Origin of the sequence: Pseudoalteromonas arctica (genome assembly GCF_012927645.1) — a bacterium.
Lineage (GTDB): Bacteria > Pseudomonadota > Gammaproteobacteria > Enterobacterales > Alteromonadaceae > Pseudoalteromonas > Pseudoalteromonas arctica_A.
This window is the reverse complement of sequence record NZ_JABBMT010000026.1, coordinates 34,255-54,046: the sequence shown is the minus strand read 5'-3', so window position 1 is coordinate 54,046 and position 19,792 is coordinate 34,255. Positions and strand designations below refer to the sequence as shown.

The window sequence follows — 19,792 nt, the reverse complement described above, 5'->3', positions numbered from 1 at the left end:
GCATTGAACCACGAACATAGACTGAAGACAGGTGCCACGACGAACTAAGTAAGGTCTGCTCTGTTACTAGAAATAGTAATAACCAACGAATATCAGCAAGATAACCGACGACATTACTTGCTTCATCCTATGTATTAACTTGCTCTAATTCGAGCTGAAGTAATTATGGCTTAAAAAGTTAGGCAAGGATCAGTGCGTTTAACTTGACAGTGGGAGTCATACCAACGCCCCAAGAAGGGGCAATAATACGTGGGCTAAAATTCGGAACGAAGTGACGAGAGCCCACGTGTTACTGTCCCGCTTACTTGGTTTGTTATACACATCACTACTCGGTCGCTGGTAAAAGGACTTTTAGGCCATTGTACCAAGCTAGAAAAGCAACAGTGCCATGAGTTTCATTTTCAAAGTAATGCTGTTGAGAGATACCGTGTGTTGCTTCTATTACAGATGAGGCAAAAGTAGTACCCCATTTGTAATTAGTTAATCCGATTTCTCCTAGGTGAGAATTGTCTGCAAAAGCAAAGTAAACACGAGAACTAGGCTTTAATTCTCCATTACTAGCATTAAATTCTCTATTTAAATAGTCGTTATCCCATAGAGATGTTGGATCTATAATTAGGTAGTCTGTAAAAACAGATGGTGAATTTAGAAGAGTGTTTGCAGCAAACAAACCGCCAAACGATTCACCAACCAACAGCCGTTTTTTAGAAGTTCTGTATTTAGCATCAATGGCTGGTATTAGCTCTTTTTTAAGGAAATCAGCGAATTGTTGAGCATTTCCTGTTTGTTCAAATGTGTCCAAAACTCGGCCTTTAAACTTCCATTCTCTAAGAGATGAAGGCGTTAAATCTCGTGATCTATTTGTATTCGGAATGGAAATGACAATTGACTCTTGAACCTGATTTTCTAACGTTTCTGTACTCAATGATTCAAGTACTCCGACAAATCCCTTAAATCTGTGGATATCACCGTCAAGAAGATAAATGACAGGGTAGGTATTTTCGCTTGTTTCGTAAGACGGGGGTAAGTAAACCATATAAGGTCTATTTTCACCCATGATCTTCGATTCTAACGATGTAGAGGTGCCTAATAAAATTGAGTCATCCGCCAATGCTGATGAGGTAAGCAACAAGATTGAGAGCGCCAATACTAACTTCTTCATTCTAACTTCCCTGATGTGTATAACGCCAAGCTAAGCGGCGCGCTTTTCAGCGTCCGCTTGAGCTTTTTGTTATTTCTTTTTGTTCGACTAGTTCACTGCAAGCCAAATTGTTTTTTGTGTAATAGAATTTACTGTATAAAGCCCACCGATAGGTAGCATCGCTGCAAACTTGATAATTTTCTTGCTGTGTGTAGCTGGTTACAGCGTAATGAGCTACATGAGGAAACCCGAACATTAAAATCAAGCTAAAGATTAAACTTCTCGCAAACAAAGTTTTCGCTCTAGGAGTTAAATTTTTCCGAAGTAGTCCTTGAATCACTCCCCCAATGACGATTATAAGACCGCCAATGCCAGCGCCCAGCATGTATGTTGAACCCTTGTCAAAACCAACCATAGGGAGACCACTTGAAAGGGCGGTTGTGAGATCATTCATGCTAAGGGAAAACCATGCTAAAGCAGCAAGAGCGAATACCAGAAAAAAACTAATACTCAAAAGCCGAACTAAAACTGATGGATGGAGTTCATCATTCATTATTGCAGCCTCGGCCTTCCGGTAAGAAACTTATCTATCGTATGCTTAGCAGCATCAATTAAGACCGATTTTGCTGATTCAACTGCGTAGTCAAAAATTGAATCTGCTAGCTTACCCATATTTTGATATAAGTTTTGTTTTACTTGATCGATTCGACCTTCAATGCTGTTACCGATGTCATCCAAACCAGCTATAACTCTGTCTGTAACCCCATAGTGTTCATCCAAGGCACTCAAAGCCATAGATGTGCCAATTCCGACCAAAACGACCGCTGCGATTGGCCCTATTGCTATAGTAAACCCCATTGCAACAACTGCAGATGCAGCAACTATTGATGCGCCTGTAGCAATACCTACTTTCACTACATCTGTGGCCAAGGAACCAATAAGCTGGCTTAGTGTGGCCTGATCTGTTAAAAAATAGTCCGCCACTCTATAAGCGGAAAGCAATACGATTGATAGAATACCTCCAGACTTTGCAGCGTGTATTGCCCCCGCTTTGCCTAACCCCATTGTAATGACTTTAGGATTCTTTATGCCGTATTTGGTGCCAGTCAGAACGCGCCGCAACCCTGGGTGCCCTTTTAGGATGATATGCGGCTTTCCACCATAACTCTTGACATAGGCCTTGGAAGCAAACCCGCCAAGATCGCCGACGAGTTTGCTTAGGGTTCTAAGATCATCTGCTGAGGCGTAATAGTTTGCTCCGACTTCCGCTTTCCCCTTTAACTTTTGCCAAGCATTTTTAATATGCGGCAACTTCCCTTTAGGTGAGGATTGCACAATGACATCCATTTCTTCAATTGAAACAACGAATACTTCATGTTGGTTTGATTTTATTTGTTGTTTTAACTCTTTCTTTTCCTGATCTGAAAGCATTTCAGCTTACTCCTTTGATTGAATTTATGATGAGAAATAACAGCTTATTGAACACCATTTTGGGGGATTATAACACCCCAAAACGGTGTATATTACATAGCTCCATAATTCCACTAAACAACCCCAATGTAAACAGGAAATTACGTATGTTATAAAATTACCGTGGTTAAAATACACCAAAACGGCGGTTAATAATGTTATCAGCCAAAATTAGGTTCCTACTCAAAGAAGTAGGAATAAATTTAACTTTTTCAGTGTCCGGTTCACGCTCATAGTTGCCATTGAGGCTTATAAAAACAAAAAAGAGCAAAGCTTTCACTTTACTCTTTTCTATATCATTTTAAATTACCGCTTACTTAAGCCTAATAGAATTTGCTTCAATATCAATTAAACCTTGCTTGAAGAGGCCGCCAATGGCTTTTTTGTAGTTTGCTTTACTGGTAGAGAACACTTTTTTGATAAGTTCAGGATCGGATTTATCGCCTATTGCGAGCACGCCACCTTCTTGTTTTAACTTATCCATGATCTTTTCGCCAAGCTCGCTTACTTTAGCCATGCCTGGTTTTTCTAGGATAACGTCAATCTTACCGTCTTCACGTACTTTTTGAACATAACCTGTTAAGCGTTGGCCAACAAACATGTTTTTAAACACCATGTTATAGAAGATCACCCCAAAGTGCGTTTCTTCAATAATGACTTTGTAACCAATGTCTGTTTTTCCTGTCACAATAAGCTGTACTTCTTGCAGTGGTGCATACTCAGGCTCTGTCTTATTTAGAAAGCGATTAAAGTTATTTGATGCACAAATACGGCCGCTGGCATTATCTAAATATAAACGCACGAGGTAGGAATAACCTTCCTGCATTCTTGGTTTTTGTTCATTGAATGGGGCAAGTACATCTTTGTCTAAACCCCAATCTAAGAAAGCGCCGATGCTATTAATTTCTTTAACGCGTAGTAGGGCGTATTCACCCACTTGAGCGTGTGGTTTTTTAGTTGTTGCTGTCGGTAAATTTGCATTATCTAAAAAGATAAAAACACTGATGCTATCGCCGGCTTCTAACTCATGTTTAATCTCGTGACTAGGTAAAAAAACCTCACCTAAATCATGGCCATCAAGGTAAGCACCTTCGTTACTTACTTCGTTTACAAATAAAGTTTGGGTTGTACCAAGGTAACTCATAATTATTCCTGCTCTGGCTTTTTACGACGACGCATAGGTGCATCACCATCAATATTTAAAGGTGCTTTAATTGGTGCTTGTGGTTTTTTCGGCTTAGCTTTGCGCTTAGGCGCAGCTTTAGCTTTTGGTTTTACTTTATCGTTTACTTTATTCTGTACTTGCGGTTTTTTATCCCGCAGGCCTTTAAATTTACCCGTTAGCCCTTCAACAGTATGAAAAGCTAATTCATCATTTAAAAATGACTTAATTGCTTTGTAACTAGGCCAATCTTTAGGACCGACCAATGAGATAGCTGTGCCTTTAAAGCCAGCTCGACCAGTTCTACCAATACGATGCACATACTCTTCAGCGTGTTTAGGTAAATCAAAATTGATTACATGAGTTACACTTAATAAATCAAGGCCGCGTGAGGCAACATCAGTGGTAATTAGAATTTTAAAGTTTTCCCGGCTAAAAGCATCCATAATATCAAGGCGCTTACTTTGCGTTAAATCACCCGCCAGCGCTTGAGCTTTTAACCCTTTACTATTTAAAAGCTCACTTAATCTGGCTGTGTCTGCTCGTGTCGCGGTAAAAATAATGCATTGGCCAACGTCTTCTTGTTTAACAAAGTGCTCTAATAGCGCTTCTTTGTGATCTAAGTGATCAGCTAAATATAAGCTCTGTTTAATATCAGAATGCTGCTCATTTGCAGCACTTAGCATTATTTGTTTAGGCTTTTTAAGTAAATTACGCGATAGCGCATCAACTTGGGCGTGATCAAGCGTGGCTGAAAACAATAATGTTTGGCGTAAGCGGTGGTCGGCCAAATCATTAATCATTTTTAATTGTTCAGTGAAACCTAAATCAAGTATCCGATCTGCTTCATCAAAAATTAATAACTCTAAACCACTTAACTGCAATGATCGTTGGGTGAGGTGATCAGCTAAACGACCTGGTGTAGCAATAACAAAATGAGGATCATTACGCAGTGCTTTAATTTGGTCATTAAAGTTTTCACCACCGAGTATTTTTACCGCTTTTATATTGGTTCCCGCGATAAGTAACCTAAGTTGAGTAAAAACTTGGGTCGCCAGTTCACGAGTAGGCGCCACAATAAGCACACGAGGATCACGTTTACTGAGCGCCTTTTGTTTTATAACCCGTTGAACAGCAGGTAATAAAAAAGCTAAGGTTTTGCCTGACCCAGTTTTAGACTGAGCGAAAATGTCATGACCTGCAAGGGCAGTAGGCACTGCATGGGCTTGAATATCGGTAGGCTGGGTGATCCCTTGATGCGCTAATTGTGTTTCAAGGCGAGTATCAATCCCAAGATCAGTAAAATGCAAAGTGTGTTTCTCCAAAATGAGCAATTTGTTTGGGTATAAATAATTTTGCCATTATAGCGCAGTCCCGAGTGCAGCTAACAGTAAAAAGCCAATTATCACTGCTTTTTTTGCATTTAATTAGAAAAAGCGTAAAATACGCGCCCTCAATATGTATTATGCGCCGGATTTACGATTCGGTTACCGCCAATAACGGCTAAAGCAAAATAGGGATCACCATGACTGCTGTCCATAAAGACAATGCAACCAGCGAGCACTTTGTTGTATGTGCACTTTATAAGTTTGTTTCTTTACCTGAATACGAAGCCTTACGCCAACCACTGTTAGATGTGATGGAAGCCAATGAAGTACGTGGTACTTTATTAATTGCCGCAGAAGGTATTAACGGTACAGTGTCTGCCAAGCGTGAAGGTATTGACAACCTTTTAAGCTGGTTAGACAGCCAACCGAATCTTGATAACATTGTTAGTAAAGAATCATTTGATGATGAATGCCCGTTTTACCGTACTAAAGTAAAACTAAAAAAAGAAATCGTCACAATGGGGGTTGAAGGGATTGATCCGCTGAAAGTGGTTGGCAGTTATGTAAAACCACAAGATTGGAATGCATTGATCTCAGATCCAGAGGTTATTTTAGTTGATACCCGCAATGATTATGAAATCGAAATAGGTACTTTTGAAAACGCAGTAGATCCAAATACTAAAACATTTCGCGAGTTTCCGCAGTGGGCAAAAGAAAATCTCGACCCAGAAAAGCATAAAAAAGTAGCGATGTTTTGTACAGGTGGGATTCGCTGCGAAAAATCAACGGCTTACATGAAAGAGCAAGGTTTTGAAGATGTGTACCATCTTGAAGGCGGCATTTTAAAATACCTAGAAGAAGTGCCAAAAGAAGAGACCATGTGGCAAGGTGAATGCTTTGTATTTGATAATCGCGTAGCAGTCGATCACGACTTACAAAAAGGCTCATACGATCAATGTCATGCGTGTCGTATGCCAATCACTGAAGAAGAAAAGCTAAAACCAGAGTACATGGAAGGGGTCTCGTGTCATCATTGTATTGCTGATGTCACCGACGAACAACGTGAACGATTTGCTGAGCGTCAAAAGCAAATTGAATTAGCGCAAGCTCGTGGTGAAGGCCATATCGGCAACGAAGCACAAGCTGTTTTACAAAAACGTAAAGAGGCTAAAAAAGCGCAAAAAGACGCACAGCGTAAAAAGTGATTTAATCGAGCTCTTACTATCGTCTTATAAAGCCTCAGCATTGTCTGGGGCTTTTTAAAAGGTAAACTAGATTGAGTTGCAGCTTTTAAATTACTCCATTATAAAGATATTTCAACGTATTGTTTTGACAGTTAATCGAACTAGACTTTTTATTGATCAAAACACTGTTACACTGCGTGCCATCATGAAAATAATAATTAATTAGGTGATATTTTTGAAATTACGAGCTCTTTTAGTCAGCGTTTTTATTACTTGTTCTGCGGTAATGCCATCGGCATTTGCTGCTAATGTAATTGTTGAATCTGTTGCGATGGAACGTGCAAAAGAGCAAGTTCAAGCGGTTGGTAATGCTGAAGCTATTCGTTCTGTTATCCTCTATCCTGCAGTGGGGGATAAAGTGACGGCTGTGCATTTTAAACCCGGTGATCAGGTAACCGCAGGTACTATTTTATTAGAGCTAGATTCGCGCAGACAAAAAACGGCGCTTAATGAAGCGAAAATAAAACTTGCAGATAGTGAACGAATACAAACACGTTTGCAGCAAAGTCATGCTAAAGGGGCGGTGCCAAAAAGTGATCTAGATGATGCAAAAACCGTGTATGAGTTAGCGAAAGTTGCGGTGACTAAAGCAGAAACCGAATTAGAAGATCGCCAAGTACGAGCGCCTTTTAGTGGCACTATGGGGTTAACGGATGTTGAAGTTGGTGACCGTATTACCACTCAAACAGCCATCGCGAGTATTGATGATACTCGTTCGTTATACATTAATTTTAATGCCCCAGAGTCGGCAATTTCAATGCTTAGAAGCAGCGGTAATGTGACCGTAATACCGTGGCAAGGAAGTAATGCGATAAATGCGCAAATAGCTTATCTTGACTCACGCATTGACCCACAAACACGTACGTTACGTGTCAAGGCAAAACTGGATAATACACAAGCACAATTTTTACCAGGTATGAGTTTTAGAGTACATATTGAGGTCTTAGGGCAAAGTTTGGCTGCCGTGCCTGAAGCTGCACTTTTATGGGGCGCAACCGGTCCCTATGTATGGACAAGTGTTGCTCAAAAGGCAACTCGCGTTGATGTTAAAATCCAACAACGTTTAGCGGGTCGTTTGCTCGTATCTGGGCCTTTAAACGAAGGCGATATTTTGGTAGTTGAAGGCGTACAACGTTTACGCCCGGCGCAAGAACTTAATTATATCAAGCCACTTGCAGCCGCGCAGGAGTAGGTATGAAACAACAACCTATGATGCAAGATCTCCCTTCAATGGCAATTCGCCGACCTGTCCTTATTGTGGTGCTTAATTTACTGATCATTATTGCGGGTATTGCGGCGATTGCCGGAGTTGAAGTTCGTGAACTGCCTGATGTTGATACGCCAAGGATCACGGTGTCGGCTTCATTTCCTGGCGGCTCTCCTGAGACGGTTGATACCGAAGTAACCAGTAAACTTGAAGGAGCAGTGGCTCGCGTAAGTGGTGTAAAAACCATTCGCGCACAAAGTGAAGAAGGCAACGCACGGATTGTTGTTGAGTTTCGTGCTGGTGTTGACCTTGATGATGCTGCCAATGAAACCCGTGAGTCGATAGCACGTGTACAACGTGAGTTGCCTGAAGAAGTTGAGCGCGTTTCTATTATCAAGGCTGATAATGATGCCGAGGCGGTTGTATCTTTGACCGTATCAAGCGATACCATAGCCCTTGAAGCGTTGACTGAACTGGTTGAGGTTGATTTAGCACCGCAGTTTTTAACCATTCCAGGTGTGGCAGATGTACGTTTAAATGGTGACCGAAAACGTGTTTTACGGGTACGCCTTGATCCACTTAAATTAACCAGTTTTAATTTAACCGTTCCTGATGTAGCCCAAGTACTACGCCAAGCGCCATTTGACGTACCGGCCGGTAGTTTGAAATCGACGGATCAACAAATTATTGTGCGCGCAGATGCAACCTCGGTTACCGCTGAGCAAGTGGCCGATATTATTATTCGTGATGGTACGCGTATTGGTGATATTGCGGCGGTGTATTTTGGCCCTGCGGATCCTCGCTCTATGGTTCGCTTAAACGGCCAGCCAGTGATTGGCATGGAAGTTATACGTCAAGCACAGTCAAATACCATTGAAATATCTGACGAGGTATTAAGTTTATTAGCAAAAGTGCAAACGCGTTTTCCGGAGCTTAAATTTACTCTAACTTCCGATGATGCACAATTTATCAGGAGCTCAGTTGATGAGGTTATTTACTCACTGGTATTAACTGTGCTGCTGGTGATCATTACATTGTGGGTGTTTATTGGCTCTTGGCGTGCGACTTTAGTGCCTGCATTTGCAATTCCTGTTGCCTTGGTTGGTTCATTAGCGTTGATATGGGCACTGGGTTTTTCAATCAATATACTTACTTTGCTGGCATTAGTGTTAGCAACGGGGTTGATAGTTGATGATGCGATAGTGGTCAGCGAAAACATTCAACGTCAACGCGGTTTAGGCCTTGGCCGCCGTGCTGCTGCGGTTATTGGCACCCGAGAAGTGTTTTTTGCTGTTGTCGCAACGACTGCGGTGTTGGCGGCGGTATTTGTTCCTATCGCTTTTTTACCTTCAACAGCAGGGCGATTATTTAGGGAGTTTGGTGGGGTACTTGCGGGAGCGGTGATCATTTCAAGCTTTGTGGCGCTTTCATTAGTGCCAGCGCTCACCTCAAAGCTAAAACTCAAACAAGGTGGTAAACACCCGTTTGCTAAAATAGGCCATTGGCTTGCTAATATTTATACCAAAACCATTCATTGGGTGCTTGATCATGCGTGGCTTACGTTTATAGCTTGTTTATTAGTCGCTGCGGGTTCGGGCGCTTTGTATCTTAATTTAGACAATGAATTACTGCCTTCAGAGGATCGCGGAAAAATCCGTATCTTTGCTCGGGGCCCTGATGGTGTTGGTTTGAACTTTATGGACCGCCAAGCAATGCAAATGGAAGATATTTTGCTGGCGTATGTGCAAAGCGGCGAAATTGAATCTATTTATACCGTTGTAGGGCAGTGGGACCCAAATATTGTGTTTATTACCGTGCCTTTAAAACACTGGGATGAACGTCATTTTTCACAGCAAGAGATCATTAACAAAATTCGTGGTCCGCTGGGTAATATTCCTGGAGCTGCAGGTTATCCGTCTGGGTCAAATAGTTTAAATTTACGCGGTCAAGGTGGCGGTATTGAGCTGGCACTATTAGGGCAAGATTACCTGCAGATTTATAAGGCCGCACAAGATTTTGCTGCACAGGTTGAGCAGACGATCCCGTCGATTGACAACGTGCGTATTTCATATCAGCCATCGCAGCCGCAATTGCGGGTTAATATTGATAGACGTCGTGCAGAGGAATTAGGGGTATCACTGAGCGATATATCAATCACCTTACGGGCTGCGATAAATGGCGATGATATTGCTGATTTAAATATTGGTGATCAGTCCGTACCGATTATTCTGCAAGCACAAAATCAAACCATTAAAGATCCCAGTGATCTCGCTAATTTATATATCAGTGCAAATAACGGTCAGTTAGTACCACTGAGTAGTGTTGCAACCATTACTGAAGAAGGTGTTGCCGCCGAGCTTGAACGCCACGCACAGCGTCGTGCCATCGAGCTTGATATGGAATTGCCAGCGGACATGAGTATTGCACAGCTGGTATCGCAATTACGTGATATTTCAGAGCAAACGCTACCAAGTGGCATTAGCTTGGCATTTAAAGGTGAAGCATTAACCTTTGAAGAAACCTCTAATGAAGTATTTATCACTTACATATTGGCATTTTTAATCGTATTTTTAGTATTAGCAGCACAGTTTGAAAATGTTAATAGTGCCGTAGTGGTGATGGTAACCGTACCGTTTGGTATTACATCAGCAATCTTAGCGCTGTATTTAACTGGTACTTCTTTAAATATTTACTCGCAAATAGGTTTGGTGATGTTAATTGGTTTAATCGCGAAAAACGCGATTTTGTTAGTTGAATTTGCTGACCAATTGCGCGACCAAGGATTAACCGTGCGTAAAGCGGTAGAGCAAGCAGCATTAGTACGTTTAAGACCAATTACTATGACCTTGATATCCACCTTACTAGGTGCACTGCCGCTGATATTATCAACTGGAGCAGGGGCTGAGGCACGTAATGCCATTGGCTGGGTCGTATTTGGTGGCTTGTCTTTAGCGGTGTTGTTTACTTTGTACTTAACACCGGTGATTTACTTGGGTTTAGCCCGCTTTACCAGCCCTCGCGGCGATGAGTCAAAACAATTAGCTCAGGAGTTAGATCAAGTAGATAATTAATTACGCTAATTGGCTATTTTTCTTTGAAAAAATAGCCAATTAGGCTCACAATTCAACTAGATTCACGCCACAAGGATTCCCTATGCAGGCCGAGCAAGTTGAAATAGCCCAATTTTTAGTTGAACATCCCCCATTTGATACGCTTCCTACTGAGGCATTGAACGAATTAGCAATGCAAATAGAGGTTGCTTACTTTCGTGCCGAAACTGATATCCTGCATTTAGGGCAAGATATTAGTGACTTGTATATTATTCGTAGTGGCTCAGTTGAGATTTCACGCCGTAATGGTGAACTCTATAATCGCTTAGCTACAGGCGGTATTTTTGGCCAAATGGGTTTATTGATGAACCGCAAAGTGCGGTTTCCAGCTCGTGCACTTGAAGATACCTTAACGTATTGCATTAACGTTAATACCTTCAACGAATACTGTGATAAATACGAAACCTTTGCCGACTTTTTCGAAGTGGATGGCAACGTACGCTTGCACCAAGCCATAGTAGAGCAAGCCGACAGCAATGATTTAACCACCGCAAAAGTTAAATCATTATTACATCGCGATGTAGTCACTGTTACTACACAAACCCCCATACAAGACGTCGCGTTTTTGATGACACAAGAATCGGTCTCTTCAGTACTCGTTACTGATATAGAAAAACAAATAAGCGACGATCCAGAAGAAGATGACGGTCAAGTGGTGGGGATCATCACAGATAGAGATATCCGTACGAAAGTTGTTGCCCAAGGACTTACGTTTGATACGCCGGCGAAAGAGGTAATGACCTCAGGGTTGGTTTTGCTCGATAGTAACTCTTACGTTTTTGAAGCTGTTTTAGCCATGCTCAGAGATAACTTACATCACTTGCCTGTGGTACATAAAAAGCGACCAATAGGGGTGATATCGCTATCTGATATTTTACGCTATGAATCACAAAGTAGCTTATTGTTAGTACGCGGTATTTTAGCTCAGCAATCGGTTGATGACTTAGTTCATTATGCCCGCCAATTACCTAATGTGTTTGTGCGTATGGTAAACGAAGATGCCAATTCGCATATGATAGGGACTGCTATGGCAGTAATAGGACGTACCTTTAAACAGCGCCTATTAGCCCTAGCAGAAGAAAAATTTGGCGAGCCGCCCATTCCTTATTGTTTTATTGCGCTGGGCTCAATGGCACGGGACGAGCAGTTAATTGTAACCGATCAAGATAATGCACTGATTTTAGATAATAGTTTCGATGAGACATTGCACGATGAGTATTTTCAAAACTTATCAGACTTTGTGTGTGATGGCTTGGCTAAGTGTGGCTATACCTATTGTGATGGTGAAATTATGGCATCGTTTAAAAAATGGCGTATGACCCGCGAGCAATGGCAAGAAAAATTTGCTAGCTGGATGGCCGAGCCCAAACCGCAAGCACTGCTCAATAGCTCGATATTTTTTGACTTAGATGGCGTTTGGGGCAAGCTAAAATGGGCCGATGAGCTTAAAACGCTGGTGGCAAAAGAAAGCAAAGTAAATAAACGCTTTTTAGCTAACCTTGCTGCTAATGCTCGCAACCGAACACCGCCATTGGGATTCTTTAACGGCTTTGTACTTGAGCACAATGGCCAACATAAGCGCTCAATGAACTTAAAACGTCGTGGTACAGCACCGCTATCTGATGTGGTGCGCGTTCATGCATTAGCGGTTGGTTCACGTAAACAAAATTCGTTTGAGCGCTTAGAAGATATTATCGAGGCTAACTTATTACCTAAAGGCAAAGCACAAGATTTGCGCGATGCGCTGGAATATATTGCCATGATGCGGATCCGTCATCAAGCATGGCAAATTGAACAAGGAGAAGAACCAGACAACGATTTAGACCCTCATTTATTATCGCCGTTTGAGCAGCGTAATTTAAAAGAGGCTTTTGCAATTTTAGAAAAAGCACAAAGCTATTTGAAATTTGGTTACTCAGCAAACTCTGGGGTGAAGTAATGTATGGCTTTTAAAAAGCAAGCAATGATTGACTGGGCAGCACGTTATACAAGTTTATTAAGTACTACTCAAAATGACACAATCAAACGCTTTTATGGAGCTGCTTTTAGCGATAAGTTTGCAGCAATTAAAGATGTGCCATTTGTTGCAATGGACTTTGAAACAACCGGTTTAGATAGCACCCGTGATGATATTGTCAGCGTTGGTTTAATTCCTTTTAATTTACAGCGTATCTATTGCAAAGAGAGTCGCCATTGGGTTGTCCGCCCTAGGCGAAATTTTAATGAGGGATCCATTGTAATACATGGCATAACGCATTCAGAAATTGACGATGCACCGGATTTTAATCATATTATTGAGCCGTTATTGCAAGCGCTCAGTGGTAAAGTTGTGGTTGTACATTATGCCGCGATTGAGCGCCACTTTTTAAATACTGCACTGCTACTTAGGCTTAACGAGGGGATTAACTTTGCCTTGGTCGATACCATGGAAATTGAACGCAAAGCCCTAAAAGCGAGGCAGGGTTTGCTCGGTTGGTTATTTAATTCTAAGTTAGGATCGCTTAGGTTAGGTGATTGTCGCCAGCGTTATTCATTACCTGTGTATAAAAACCATAATGCTTTAACTGACGCTTTAGCAACGGCTGAACTGTTACAAGCACAATTGAGTTACCATTACCGAGAAGATACACCGATCTCGCAGTTATGGAGTTAAAAATCTCTTAACTTGAACTTTGACTAATAAGCTTAAATAAAAAAACGCCGCAACTTTGCGGCGTTTGTTGTTTTAAATTGCGTTTATTTAGCCGGTAACGGCTCAGTTCTCAGACCTAAAATAAGGCTTAAACACATAAACAGCAAGACGATTGTAAATGGTAAGCCGGTAGAGACCGCACCTGCTTGCAGTGCTTCTATTGCTTGTGTACCACCAATCCACAGTAGCGCAGCTGCAATAGCGCCTTCAATAGATGCCCAAAATATGCGTTGTGGTACTGGCGCATCGATTTTCCCGCCAGCAGTGATAGAGTCTATTACTAATGACCCTGAATCAGATGAAGTGATAAAGAACACTAAAACTAATAGCACAGCTATAACAGACAAAATATTAGACATAGGTAATTCATCTAACATCTGAAACATAGCCATAGGGACATCGGTTAAACCATTTAGGCCAAGTGCGCCAATTCCATTGACTACTTGATCAATTGCAATACCGCCGTAAATTGACATCCATAACACTGTAACTAATGTTGGGATAAGTAATACCGCAATCAAAAATTCACGAATAGTACGACCACGTGATACGCGAGCGATAAACATACCTACAAACGGTGACCACGAAATCCACCAAGCCCAGTAAAAGACAGTCCAGCCATGCATCCATGTTTCGTCTTCACGGCCATGTGGATTACTTAATGGAATGATATTTTCAACATAACCCATAAAGGTGGTAGGAATATTACCCATCGCAACAGCAAAGCCTACTAAACAAATAAATACCAATAAGGCAAAAGCAATGAGCATGTTGATATTACTAAGGAGCTTTACACCGCCATCGATGCCACGTACAACGGAAATAACAGCCAGTAGGGTAACGCCTACAATAACGAGTATTTGTGAGCCAATGCCGCCTTCGAGAGCAAATACGTGGTTTATCCCCGCTGACGCTTGTTGAGCGCCTAAGCCCAATGATGTTGCCAGGCCAAATAAAGTTGCTAGTACCGCTAAAATATCAATGATATGACCAGGCCAGCCCCATGCTTTATCGCCCAATATAGGGTAAAAAATTGACCGAATAGACAAAGGTAAACCTTTGTTATACGTAAAAAATGATAGTGATAAGCCAACTACAGCATAAATAGCCCAAGGGTGCAGGCCCCAATGGAACATAGTCGCCCCCATAGCTAGCTTTGCAGCTTCAGGACTATTAGGGGTTACATTCAGTGGTGTTTCATACCAACCAGTAAAATAGGCAACCGGTTCAGCGACTCCCCAAAACATTAAGCCAATACCCATGCCTGCGGCGAATAACATAGCGAGCCATGAAACACGCGTATATGAAGGCTTAGCATCACTGCCTCCTAAACGGATTTTTCCGTAAGGAGAAATGATCAGTGCTAAACAAAAAATAACGAAGAAGTTTGCAGCCCACATAAACAAGGCATCAAAATTATTAATTATATCGAGTTTCACACCATCAAGTGCTGCTTTTGCAGTTGCTGGCTCGGTAGCGAGAATGGCGATTAAAAAGGTGACAATCAGGCCCGCACTAATGCCAAAAACAGGATTATGTATATCAAACCCCCATTTTTGCACGTTATCCTGACCTACGGTGTAATCCGTATTGTCGATACTATATTTGTCATGATTATCCTTCATGCAATACCTCTTTTGTTGTCTTAATAAGCTGCTTGTGATCTGCAGCATATTTAATTTATTTGAAGACTAACTAATTTAACTGATGATCATACAGCTACTAGTGTATGAGTTAAATACCAAATGTAAATGATTTTGTTGTTAAATAGCGGTTTATATGGTTATTGTAAACATTTTTATGTTTTTATATAAAAGTAAAAAATTTTGCAAAGGTTAAAAATTAGTTTGATTGTTAAAGTAATCGCGGCTGTTTATTGAGGTTAATTGAGCTATTATTTTTTGTAGTTTTATAAAGCCGTAAACGGGTTGGTGTTTTATTGTTGTAGTAGAACCTCTGTTTGTACCTTGGTGCTATCAAGGTGGCTAATTCTAGTTGCAGTGCGCGTTGATGTATTCTGATTTTAAATACTTCCCCTGTATTTGTATAAATGACAATTAGCGCAAACGAGCCTTTATAGCGTCTTGGTGTATCGTTAAAAACTTGCTCAATAGCAAAATATCGCACAAGGCGCGGGGCTTTGTGCGGTCTGTGAGTTAATGCCAGATTTAATAGCGACTAGGCTTATTATTTCTTTTGTGCGTAGGCGTCGTTATGAATACCCGCAGCACGACCTGATGGATCTGCATTGTTTTGGAACGATGCGTCCCATGCAAGTGCTTCAGGAGTTGAACACGCTACCGATTTACCATGTGGTACACATTTAGCTGATGCATCACCAGGAAAGTGCGATTCAAAAAGAGTACGGTAGTAGTAAGCTTCTTTTGAATCTGGCGTATTAATAGGGTATTTAAATTTTGCGTTTTCAAGCTCTTGGTCGGTTACTTGCTCGTTTACAAACTCTTTTAATGTATCAATCCAGCTGTAACCTACACCATCTGAAAACTGCTCTTTTTGACGCCATAACACTTCATCAGGTAAGTAGCCGTCAAAGCCTTCACGTAAAATATGCTTTTCAATTTTGCCATATTTACACATTTTAGCTTCTGGGTTGATACGCATAGCAACATCAACAAACTCTTTATCAAGAAAGGGGACGCGGGCTTCTACACCCCATGCCGCCATTGATTTATTTGCGCGTAAGCAATCAAACATGTGCAGTTTAGATACTTTACGATTTAATTCTTCATGAAACTCTTGTGCATTTGGTGCTTTATGAAAGTACAAGTAACCACCAAATAGCTCATCAGCGCCTTCACCAGAGAGCACCATTTTAATACCCATCGCTTTGATTTGGCGAGCCATTAAGTACATGGGGGTAGAGGCACGGATCGTCGTTACATCGTAGGTTTCAATGTGATAAATAACCTCACGTAGGGCATCAATCCCTTCTTGGATCGTAAATATAATCGGGTGGTGAACAGTTCCTATCATATCAGCTACTTTTTGCGCAGCAGCAAGATCTGGAGAACCTTCAAGTCCTACTGAAAATGAATGTAATTTTGGCCACCAAGCATCACTTTCATCATTATCTTCAATACGTTTTGCTGCAAATCGTTGGGTAATAGCCGAAATAACCGATGAATCTAAACCACCTGACAACAATACGCCATAAGGTACGTCACACATTAACTGACGTTTAACAGCGGATTCAAGTGCTTCTTTGACGTCTTTAACTTTTGCGCTGTTATCTTTAACAGCGTCATAGCTTTGCCAATCACGTTTATAGTATGGGCGTAATTCGCCATCTTTACTGTATAAGTAATGGCCCGGTGGAAACTCCTCGATATGTTTACAAATCGGTGAAAGCGCTTTTAACTCAGAAGCGACATAACAGTTACCGTGCTCGTCGTGGCCAGTGTAAAGTGGAATTATCCCAATGTGGTCACGACCAATAAGATACGCATCTTGCTCTTCATCGTATAAACAAAAAGCAAAAATACCGTTTAAATCGTCTAAAAATTCTGGGCCTTTTTGCTTATACAATGCCAGAATGACTTCGCAATCAGACTGCGTTTGAAAGGTAAAATCAGTATCTAAATTTGCAGCTAACTCTTTATGATTATAAATTTCCCCGTTAACCGCTAAAATATGTGTTTTCTCAGGGTTATATAATGGCTGTGCACCGCTTGATACGCCAACAATGGCTAAGCGTTCGTGCACTAAAATCGCTTTTTCAGATGAATATACACCAGACCAATCAGGCCCGCGGTGACGTAATAATTTTGACATTTCAATTGCTTGTACACGCAATGGGGCGGGATCAGACTTTATATCTAATACACCAAAAATTGAACACATAGTAACTCCTCATTCCTATCATGTGTGTTAGTTAGGTCATAATACCTAACCATTCACGTTTGTTTTAACAGAAATAATTAACTAAGTCATATAGCTTTTACACTATTTTAAGAATAATTTATGCACCAGCATGGCCGCTGATGCACCAAATTGATCAGTGGGTGGTGCCAGCCGCGACTTTTAGATCTTGTTTTGTAACAATAGCTTCGTTGATCATTACTTTTAACGCACTTAGGACGGTTTCTTCGCTCATACTCGGTGCGCCATTATGGTGCACAGCTTGGCTGGGTAAATAAGGGATATGTACAAAGCCCGCTTTGATGTGTGGTTCATGCTCATTGATATGATGTAATAGACCATACATAACGTGATTACACACATATGTACCCGCTGTATTAGAAATGGCGGCTGGGATCTCACTTTGTTGCAGTGCTAATAACATGCGTTTGATAGGTAATTTCGCAAAATAAGCAGCGGGAGCATTTTTGACGACGGGATGATCAATAGGTTGCTGCCCCGCGTTGTCTTTAATTCGTGCATCATCAATATTAATCGCGATACGCTCTATGCTTATTTCACTGCGGCCACCTGCTTGCCCGATACACAATACTAGAACCGGATGATGCTGCTCTATGGCTTTATAAAGTACCTCTAATGAGGTATGAAACTCACACGGTAGCTCAAGGGCTATTACTCGGTGTTTAGCGATTAAATGTTCGTCGAGTTTGCTTACCGCTTGCCACGACGGATTGAGCGATTCGCCGCCAAATGGTGCAAAACCAGTAACCAATACGCAGGGCATGCGTGATGTCAGTTTAGTCATTAAAAACCACCATATACATTAAAAAAATATTGACCGTTAATAAGATCAACGCAGTAGGAATTTGCACCTTTATAACATGGTATTTGTCTTTGAGGTCGAGTAATGCCGCCGGAATGATATTAAAGTTTGCCGCCATTGGCGTCATTAACGTACCACAGTAACCACTGTACATCCCAATTGCTACCAGTGGTGCGGCGCTTGCGCCATGACCTTCGATTAAAAAAGGCATAGCAATACCCGCAGTCATTACCGGAAATGCAGCAAACGCATTTCCCATCACCATAGTAAATAACGCCATGCCAACACAATACAGTACCACCAGCATAAAACGATTATCTGGCGCTATAAATAAAGTAACCAACTCTTTAATTGCGTCTCCTGTTTGCGCCACAATAAATACGCCACCGAGCATTGCTAGCATTTGCGGCAGTATTGCTGCCCAACCGATAGAATCTAGCAGCCGACGTGATTCAGTAACAGCTTCAATCGGGTTACCTCCAGTAATCTTCCAGCCAATAAGTAGCGCAGATACACAGGCAACAGTGAGCGATGCGAGAGTTAAATGACGTTGATCAAGTAAGTAATAATCACCAATTGCGATACCATCAAAAGAAACAGTCAGTAATACCGTGATCACGGGGATCATTAATGCGGGAACAAATAATTTATTGCCTAGACGAGATGCCGATTGTGTTTGCTGCTGCTCAGTGAGTGGTTGATAACTGCCCATGCTTATTAGTTTTAAGCCCGCTAACAGAGCAATCAATACTACGCTCACCCCAACCCATAAATAAGTGTTGGCTTTGCCGAGCAAGGCAATTGATACATCACCAAATAAAAAACTGCTACCAAATAACAACCAAAATAAGGCTGTGGTGAGCCTTTTAGGATGGTTTTTATCTTGCAGCGTTCGTACAACTAAAAACATCACAACGAGACCAATTAATAGATAAATGTTTTCAATGGTGATAACTGCAGCGCTTGAGGTAGTTACATCGGTTGTTATTACTTTACTCATAGCACTTCCTGTTTTTTGTAGTGAGCAACAGCCAGCGCTATTTTTGCTTCTAAACGAGATAATCTAAATAAATGAATAATGAGTGCGGCAATGGCGGTTGGAATAGCCCATAAACCAATATGCAGCGGTTCAATTCCGGCAATGCCGTTTTCCTTTAAGAAGGCATCCATCAATAGCACAGCACCAAAAGCAATGAAAATATCTTCACCGAAGAACACCGCAATATTATCAACGGCTGCGGCATGGGCACTGATCATATCTTTTATGGGTTTTGGTAGTTCACCATATTTATTGGTCGCGGCACCTAATGCCATGGGGGCTAATAATGGACGAACCGTTTGTGCTTGACCGCCAAGACTTAATAACCCAAGGGCTGCGGAGCATTCTCGAACGATAAAATACAGAGCTAATATACGTGCGCTGGTGGCACTTTGAATTTGTGCAATCCAGCTTTTCGCATGCTGTTGTAAACCATAGCGCTCTAGCAGTGCGATAACGGGTAAAATAAGAATAAAGCTGGCCAGTTGACGAGAGTTCATAAACTTCTCGCCAAAGGTTTGCAAAAGGGTGAAGATATCTAAATCTACCGCCCAACCAGTTGCAAGGCCAGCAACGGTTACTACAATCAGTGGGTTAAAGCGCAAGGCAAATCCTAGCACAACCACTGGAATGCCAATTAATGGCCAATAATTAAGGTCAAACATGCTGGTTCCTACATTATGGTGTGTTTATTATT

Annotated in this window: 15 protein-coding genes; 5 read left to right on the top strand and 10 right to left on the bottom strand. The window is 41.5% G+C overall.

The window, feature by feature from the left end:
* Positions 1-325: 325 nt before the first annotated feature.
* From HHO47_RS14560 to HHO47_RS14540, 5 genes are all read right to left on the bottom strand, one after another.
* On the bottom strand, positions 326-1,162 hold the full coding sequence (locus HHO47_RS14560; RefSeq protein ID WP_075170337.1) for an alpha/beta hydrolase: 837 nt from the start codon (positions 1,160-1,162) through the stop codon (positions 326-328).
* Positions 1,163-1,208: 46 nt separating this feature from the next.
* Complete coding sequence (locus HHO47_RS14555) at positions 1,209-1,694, bottom strand: hypothetical protein (RefSeq protein ID WP_169020947.1); 486 nt, start codon at positions 1,692-1,694, stop codon at positions 1,209-1,211.
* Entirely contained in the window at positions 1,694-2,572 is an 879-nt protein-coding gene (locus HHO47_RS14550; protein ID WP_169020946.1) for a hypothetical protein, read from the bottom strand. Before HHO47_RS14550 ends, HHO47_RS14555 begins: the two co-directional genes overlap by 1 nt.
* A 352-nt stretch (positions 2,573-2,924) precedes the next feature.
* On the bottom strand, positions 2,925-3,755 hold the full coding sequence (locus tag HHO47_RS14545; protein WP_169020945.1) for a CvfB family protein: 831 nt from the start codon (positions 3,753-3,755) through the stop codon (positions 2,925-2,927).
* A 2-nt stretch (positions 3,756-3,757) separates the two neighbouring features.
* On the bottom strand, positions 3,758-5,083 hold the full coding sequence (locus HHO47_RS14540; RefSeq protein ID WP_169020944.1) for a DEAD/DEAH box helicase: 1,326 nt from the start codon (positions 5,081-5,083) through the stop codon (positions 3,758-3,760).
* Between the two features lie 215 nt (positions 5,084-5,298).
* On the opposite strand from HHO47_RS14540, the gene HHO47_RS14535 reads away from it, so the two are divergent.
* The 5 genes from HHO47_RS14535 to HHO47_RS14515 all read left to right on the top strand — a co-directional run bounded on the left by HHO47_RS14535 (position 5,299) and on the right by HHO47_RS14515 (position 13,315).
* Entirely contained in the window at positions 5,299-6,306 is a 1,008-nt protein-coding gene (locus HHO47_RS14535; RefSeq protein ID WP_169020943.1) for a rhodanese-related sulfurtransferase, read from the top strand.
* A 214-nt stretch (positions 6,307-6,520) separates the two neighbouring features.
* Positions 6,521-7,537 (top strand): efflux RND transporter periplasmic adaptor subunit, encoded by a 1,017-nt coding sequence (locus tag HHO47_RS14530; protein WP_211183734.1) that lies wholly within the window; start codon positions 6,521-6,523, stop codon positions 7,535-7,537.
* Between the two features lie 2 nt (positions 7,538-7,539).
* The gene (locus tag HHO47_RS14525; protein WP_169020942.1) at positions 7,540-10,623 is read left to right on the top strand and encodes an efflux RND transporter permease subunit; all 3,084 of its coding nucleotides are present in this window, start codon (positions 7,540-7,542) and stop codon (positions 10,621-10,623) included.
* Positions 10,624-10,705: 82 nt separating this feature from the next.
* Positions 10,706-12,601, top strand: a complete 1,896-nt coding sequence (locus HHO47_RS14520) for a DUF294 nucleotidyltransferase-like domain-containing protein (protein WP_169020941.1) — start codon at positions 10,706-10,708, stop codon at positions 12,599-12,601.
* A gap of 3 nt (positions 12,602-12,604) precedes the next feature.
* Positions 12,605-13,315, top strand: a complete 711-nt coding sequence (locus HHO47_RS14515; RefSeq protein ID WP_169020940.1) for a 3'-5' exonuclease — start codon at positions 12,605-12,607, stop codon at positions 13,313-13,315.
* Between the two features lie 83 nt (positions 13,316-13,398).
* On the opposite strand, the gene HHO47_RS14510 is transcribed toward HHO47_RS14515, so the two are convergent.
* The 5 genes from HHO47_RS14510 to HHO47_RS14490 form a co-directional block, all read right to left on the bottom strand.
* A complete protein-coding gene (locus tag HHO47_RS14510) occupies positions 13,399-14,979 on the bottom strand; it encodes a BCCT family transporter (protein WP_169020939.1) in 1,581 nt (526 codons plus the stop codon).
* A 562-nt stretch (positions 14,980-15,541) separates the two neighbouring features.
* Complete coding sequence (asnB, locus tag HHO47_RS14505) at positions 15,542-17,215, bottom strand: asparagine synthase B (protein WP_169020938.1); 1,674 nt, start codon at positions 17,213-17,215, stop codon at positions 15,542-15,544.
* A 154-nt stretch (positions 17,216-17,369) separates the two neighbouring features.
* The gene (gene pcp / locus HHO47_RS14500; protein ID WP_169020937.1) at positions 17,370-18,038 is read right to left on the bottom strand and encodes a pyroglutamyl-peptidase I; all 669 of its coding nucleotides are present in this window, start codon (positions 18,036-18,038) and stop codon (positions 17,370-17,372) included.
* Positions 18,031-19,056 (bottom strand): DUF979 domain-containing protein, encoded by a 1,026-nt coding sequence (locus HHO47_RS14495; RefSeq protein WP_169020936.1) that lies wholly within the window; start codon positions 19,054-19,056, stop codon positions 18,031-18,033. The genes pcp and HHO47_RS14495 overlap by 8 nt, the downstream gene beginning before the upstream one ends.
* On the bottom strand, positions 19,053-19,760 hold the full coding sequence (locus HHO47_RS14490; protein ID WP_169020935.1) for a DUF969 domain-containing protein: 708 nt from the start codon (positions 19,758-19,760) through the stop codon (positions 19,053-19,055). Before HHO47_RS14490 ends, HHO47_RS14495 begins: the two co-directional genes overlap by 4 nt.
* Positions 19,761-19,792 lie beyond the last annotated feature (32 nt).

Bases quoted from the DNA above. Each gene is read 5' to 3' on its own strand.
- HHO47_RS14550 (WP_169020946.1), bottom strand. From the start codon at position 2,572: ATGCTTTCAGATCAGGAAAAGAAAGAGTTAAAACAACAAATAAAATCA.
- HHO47_RS14520 (WP_169020941.1), top strand. From the start codon at position 10,706: ATGCAGGCCGAGCAAGTTGAAATAGCCCAATTTTTAGTTGAACATCCC.
- HHO47_RS14525 (WP_169020942.1), top strand. From the start codon at position 7,540: ATGAAACAACAACCTATGATGCAAGATCTCCCTTCAATGGCAATTCGC.
- pcp (WP_169020937.1), bottom strand. From the start codon at position 18,038: ATGACTAAACTGACATCACGCATGCCCTGCGTATTGGTTACTGGTTTT.
- HHO47_RS14555 (WP_169020947.1), bottom strand. From the start codon at position 1,694: ATGAATGATGAACTCCATCCATCAGTTTTAGTTCGGCTTTTGAGTATT.
- asnB (WP_169020938.1), bottom strand. From the start codon at position 17,215: ATGTGTTCAATTTTTGGTGTATTAGATATAAAGTCTGATCCCGCCCCA.
- HHO47_RS14545 (WP_169020945.1), bottom strand. From the start codon at position 3,755: ATGAGTTACCTTGGTACAACCCAAACTTTATTTGTAAACGAAGTAAGT.
- HHO47_RS14495 (WP_169020936.1), bottom strand. From the start codon at position 19,056: ATGAGTAAAGTAATAACAACCGATGTAACTACCTCAAGCGCTGCAGTT.
- HHO47_RS14490 (WP_169020935.1), bottom strand. From the start codon at position 19,760: ATGTTTGACCTTAATTATTGGCCATTAATTGGCATTCCAGTGGTTGTG.
- HHO47_RS14510 (WP_169020939.1), bottom strand. From the start codon at position 14,979: ATGAAGGATAATCATGACAAATATAGTATCGACAATACGGATTACACC.
- HHO47_RS14560 (WP_075170337.1), bottom strand. From the start codon at position 1,162: ATGAAGAAGTTAGTATTGGCGCTCTCAATCTTGTTGCTTACCTCATCA.
- HHO47_RS14535 (WP_169020943.1), top strand. From the start codon at position 5,299: ATGACTGCTGTCCATAAAGACAATGCAACCAGCGAGCACTTTGTTGTA.
- HHO47_RS14515 (WP_169020940.1), top strand. From the start codon at position 12,605: ATGGCTTTTAAAAAGCAAGCAATGATTGACTGGGCAGCACGTTATACA.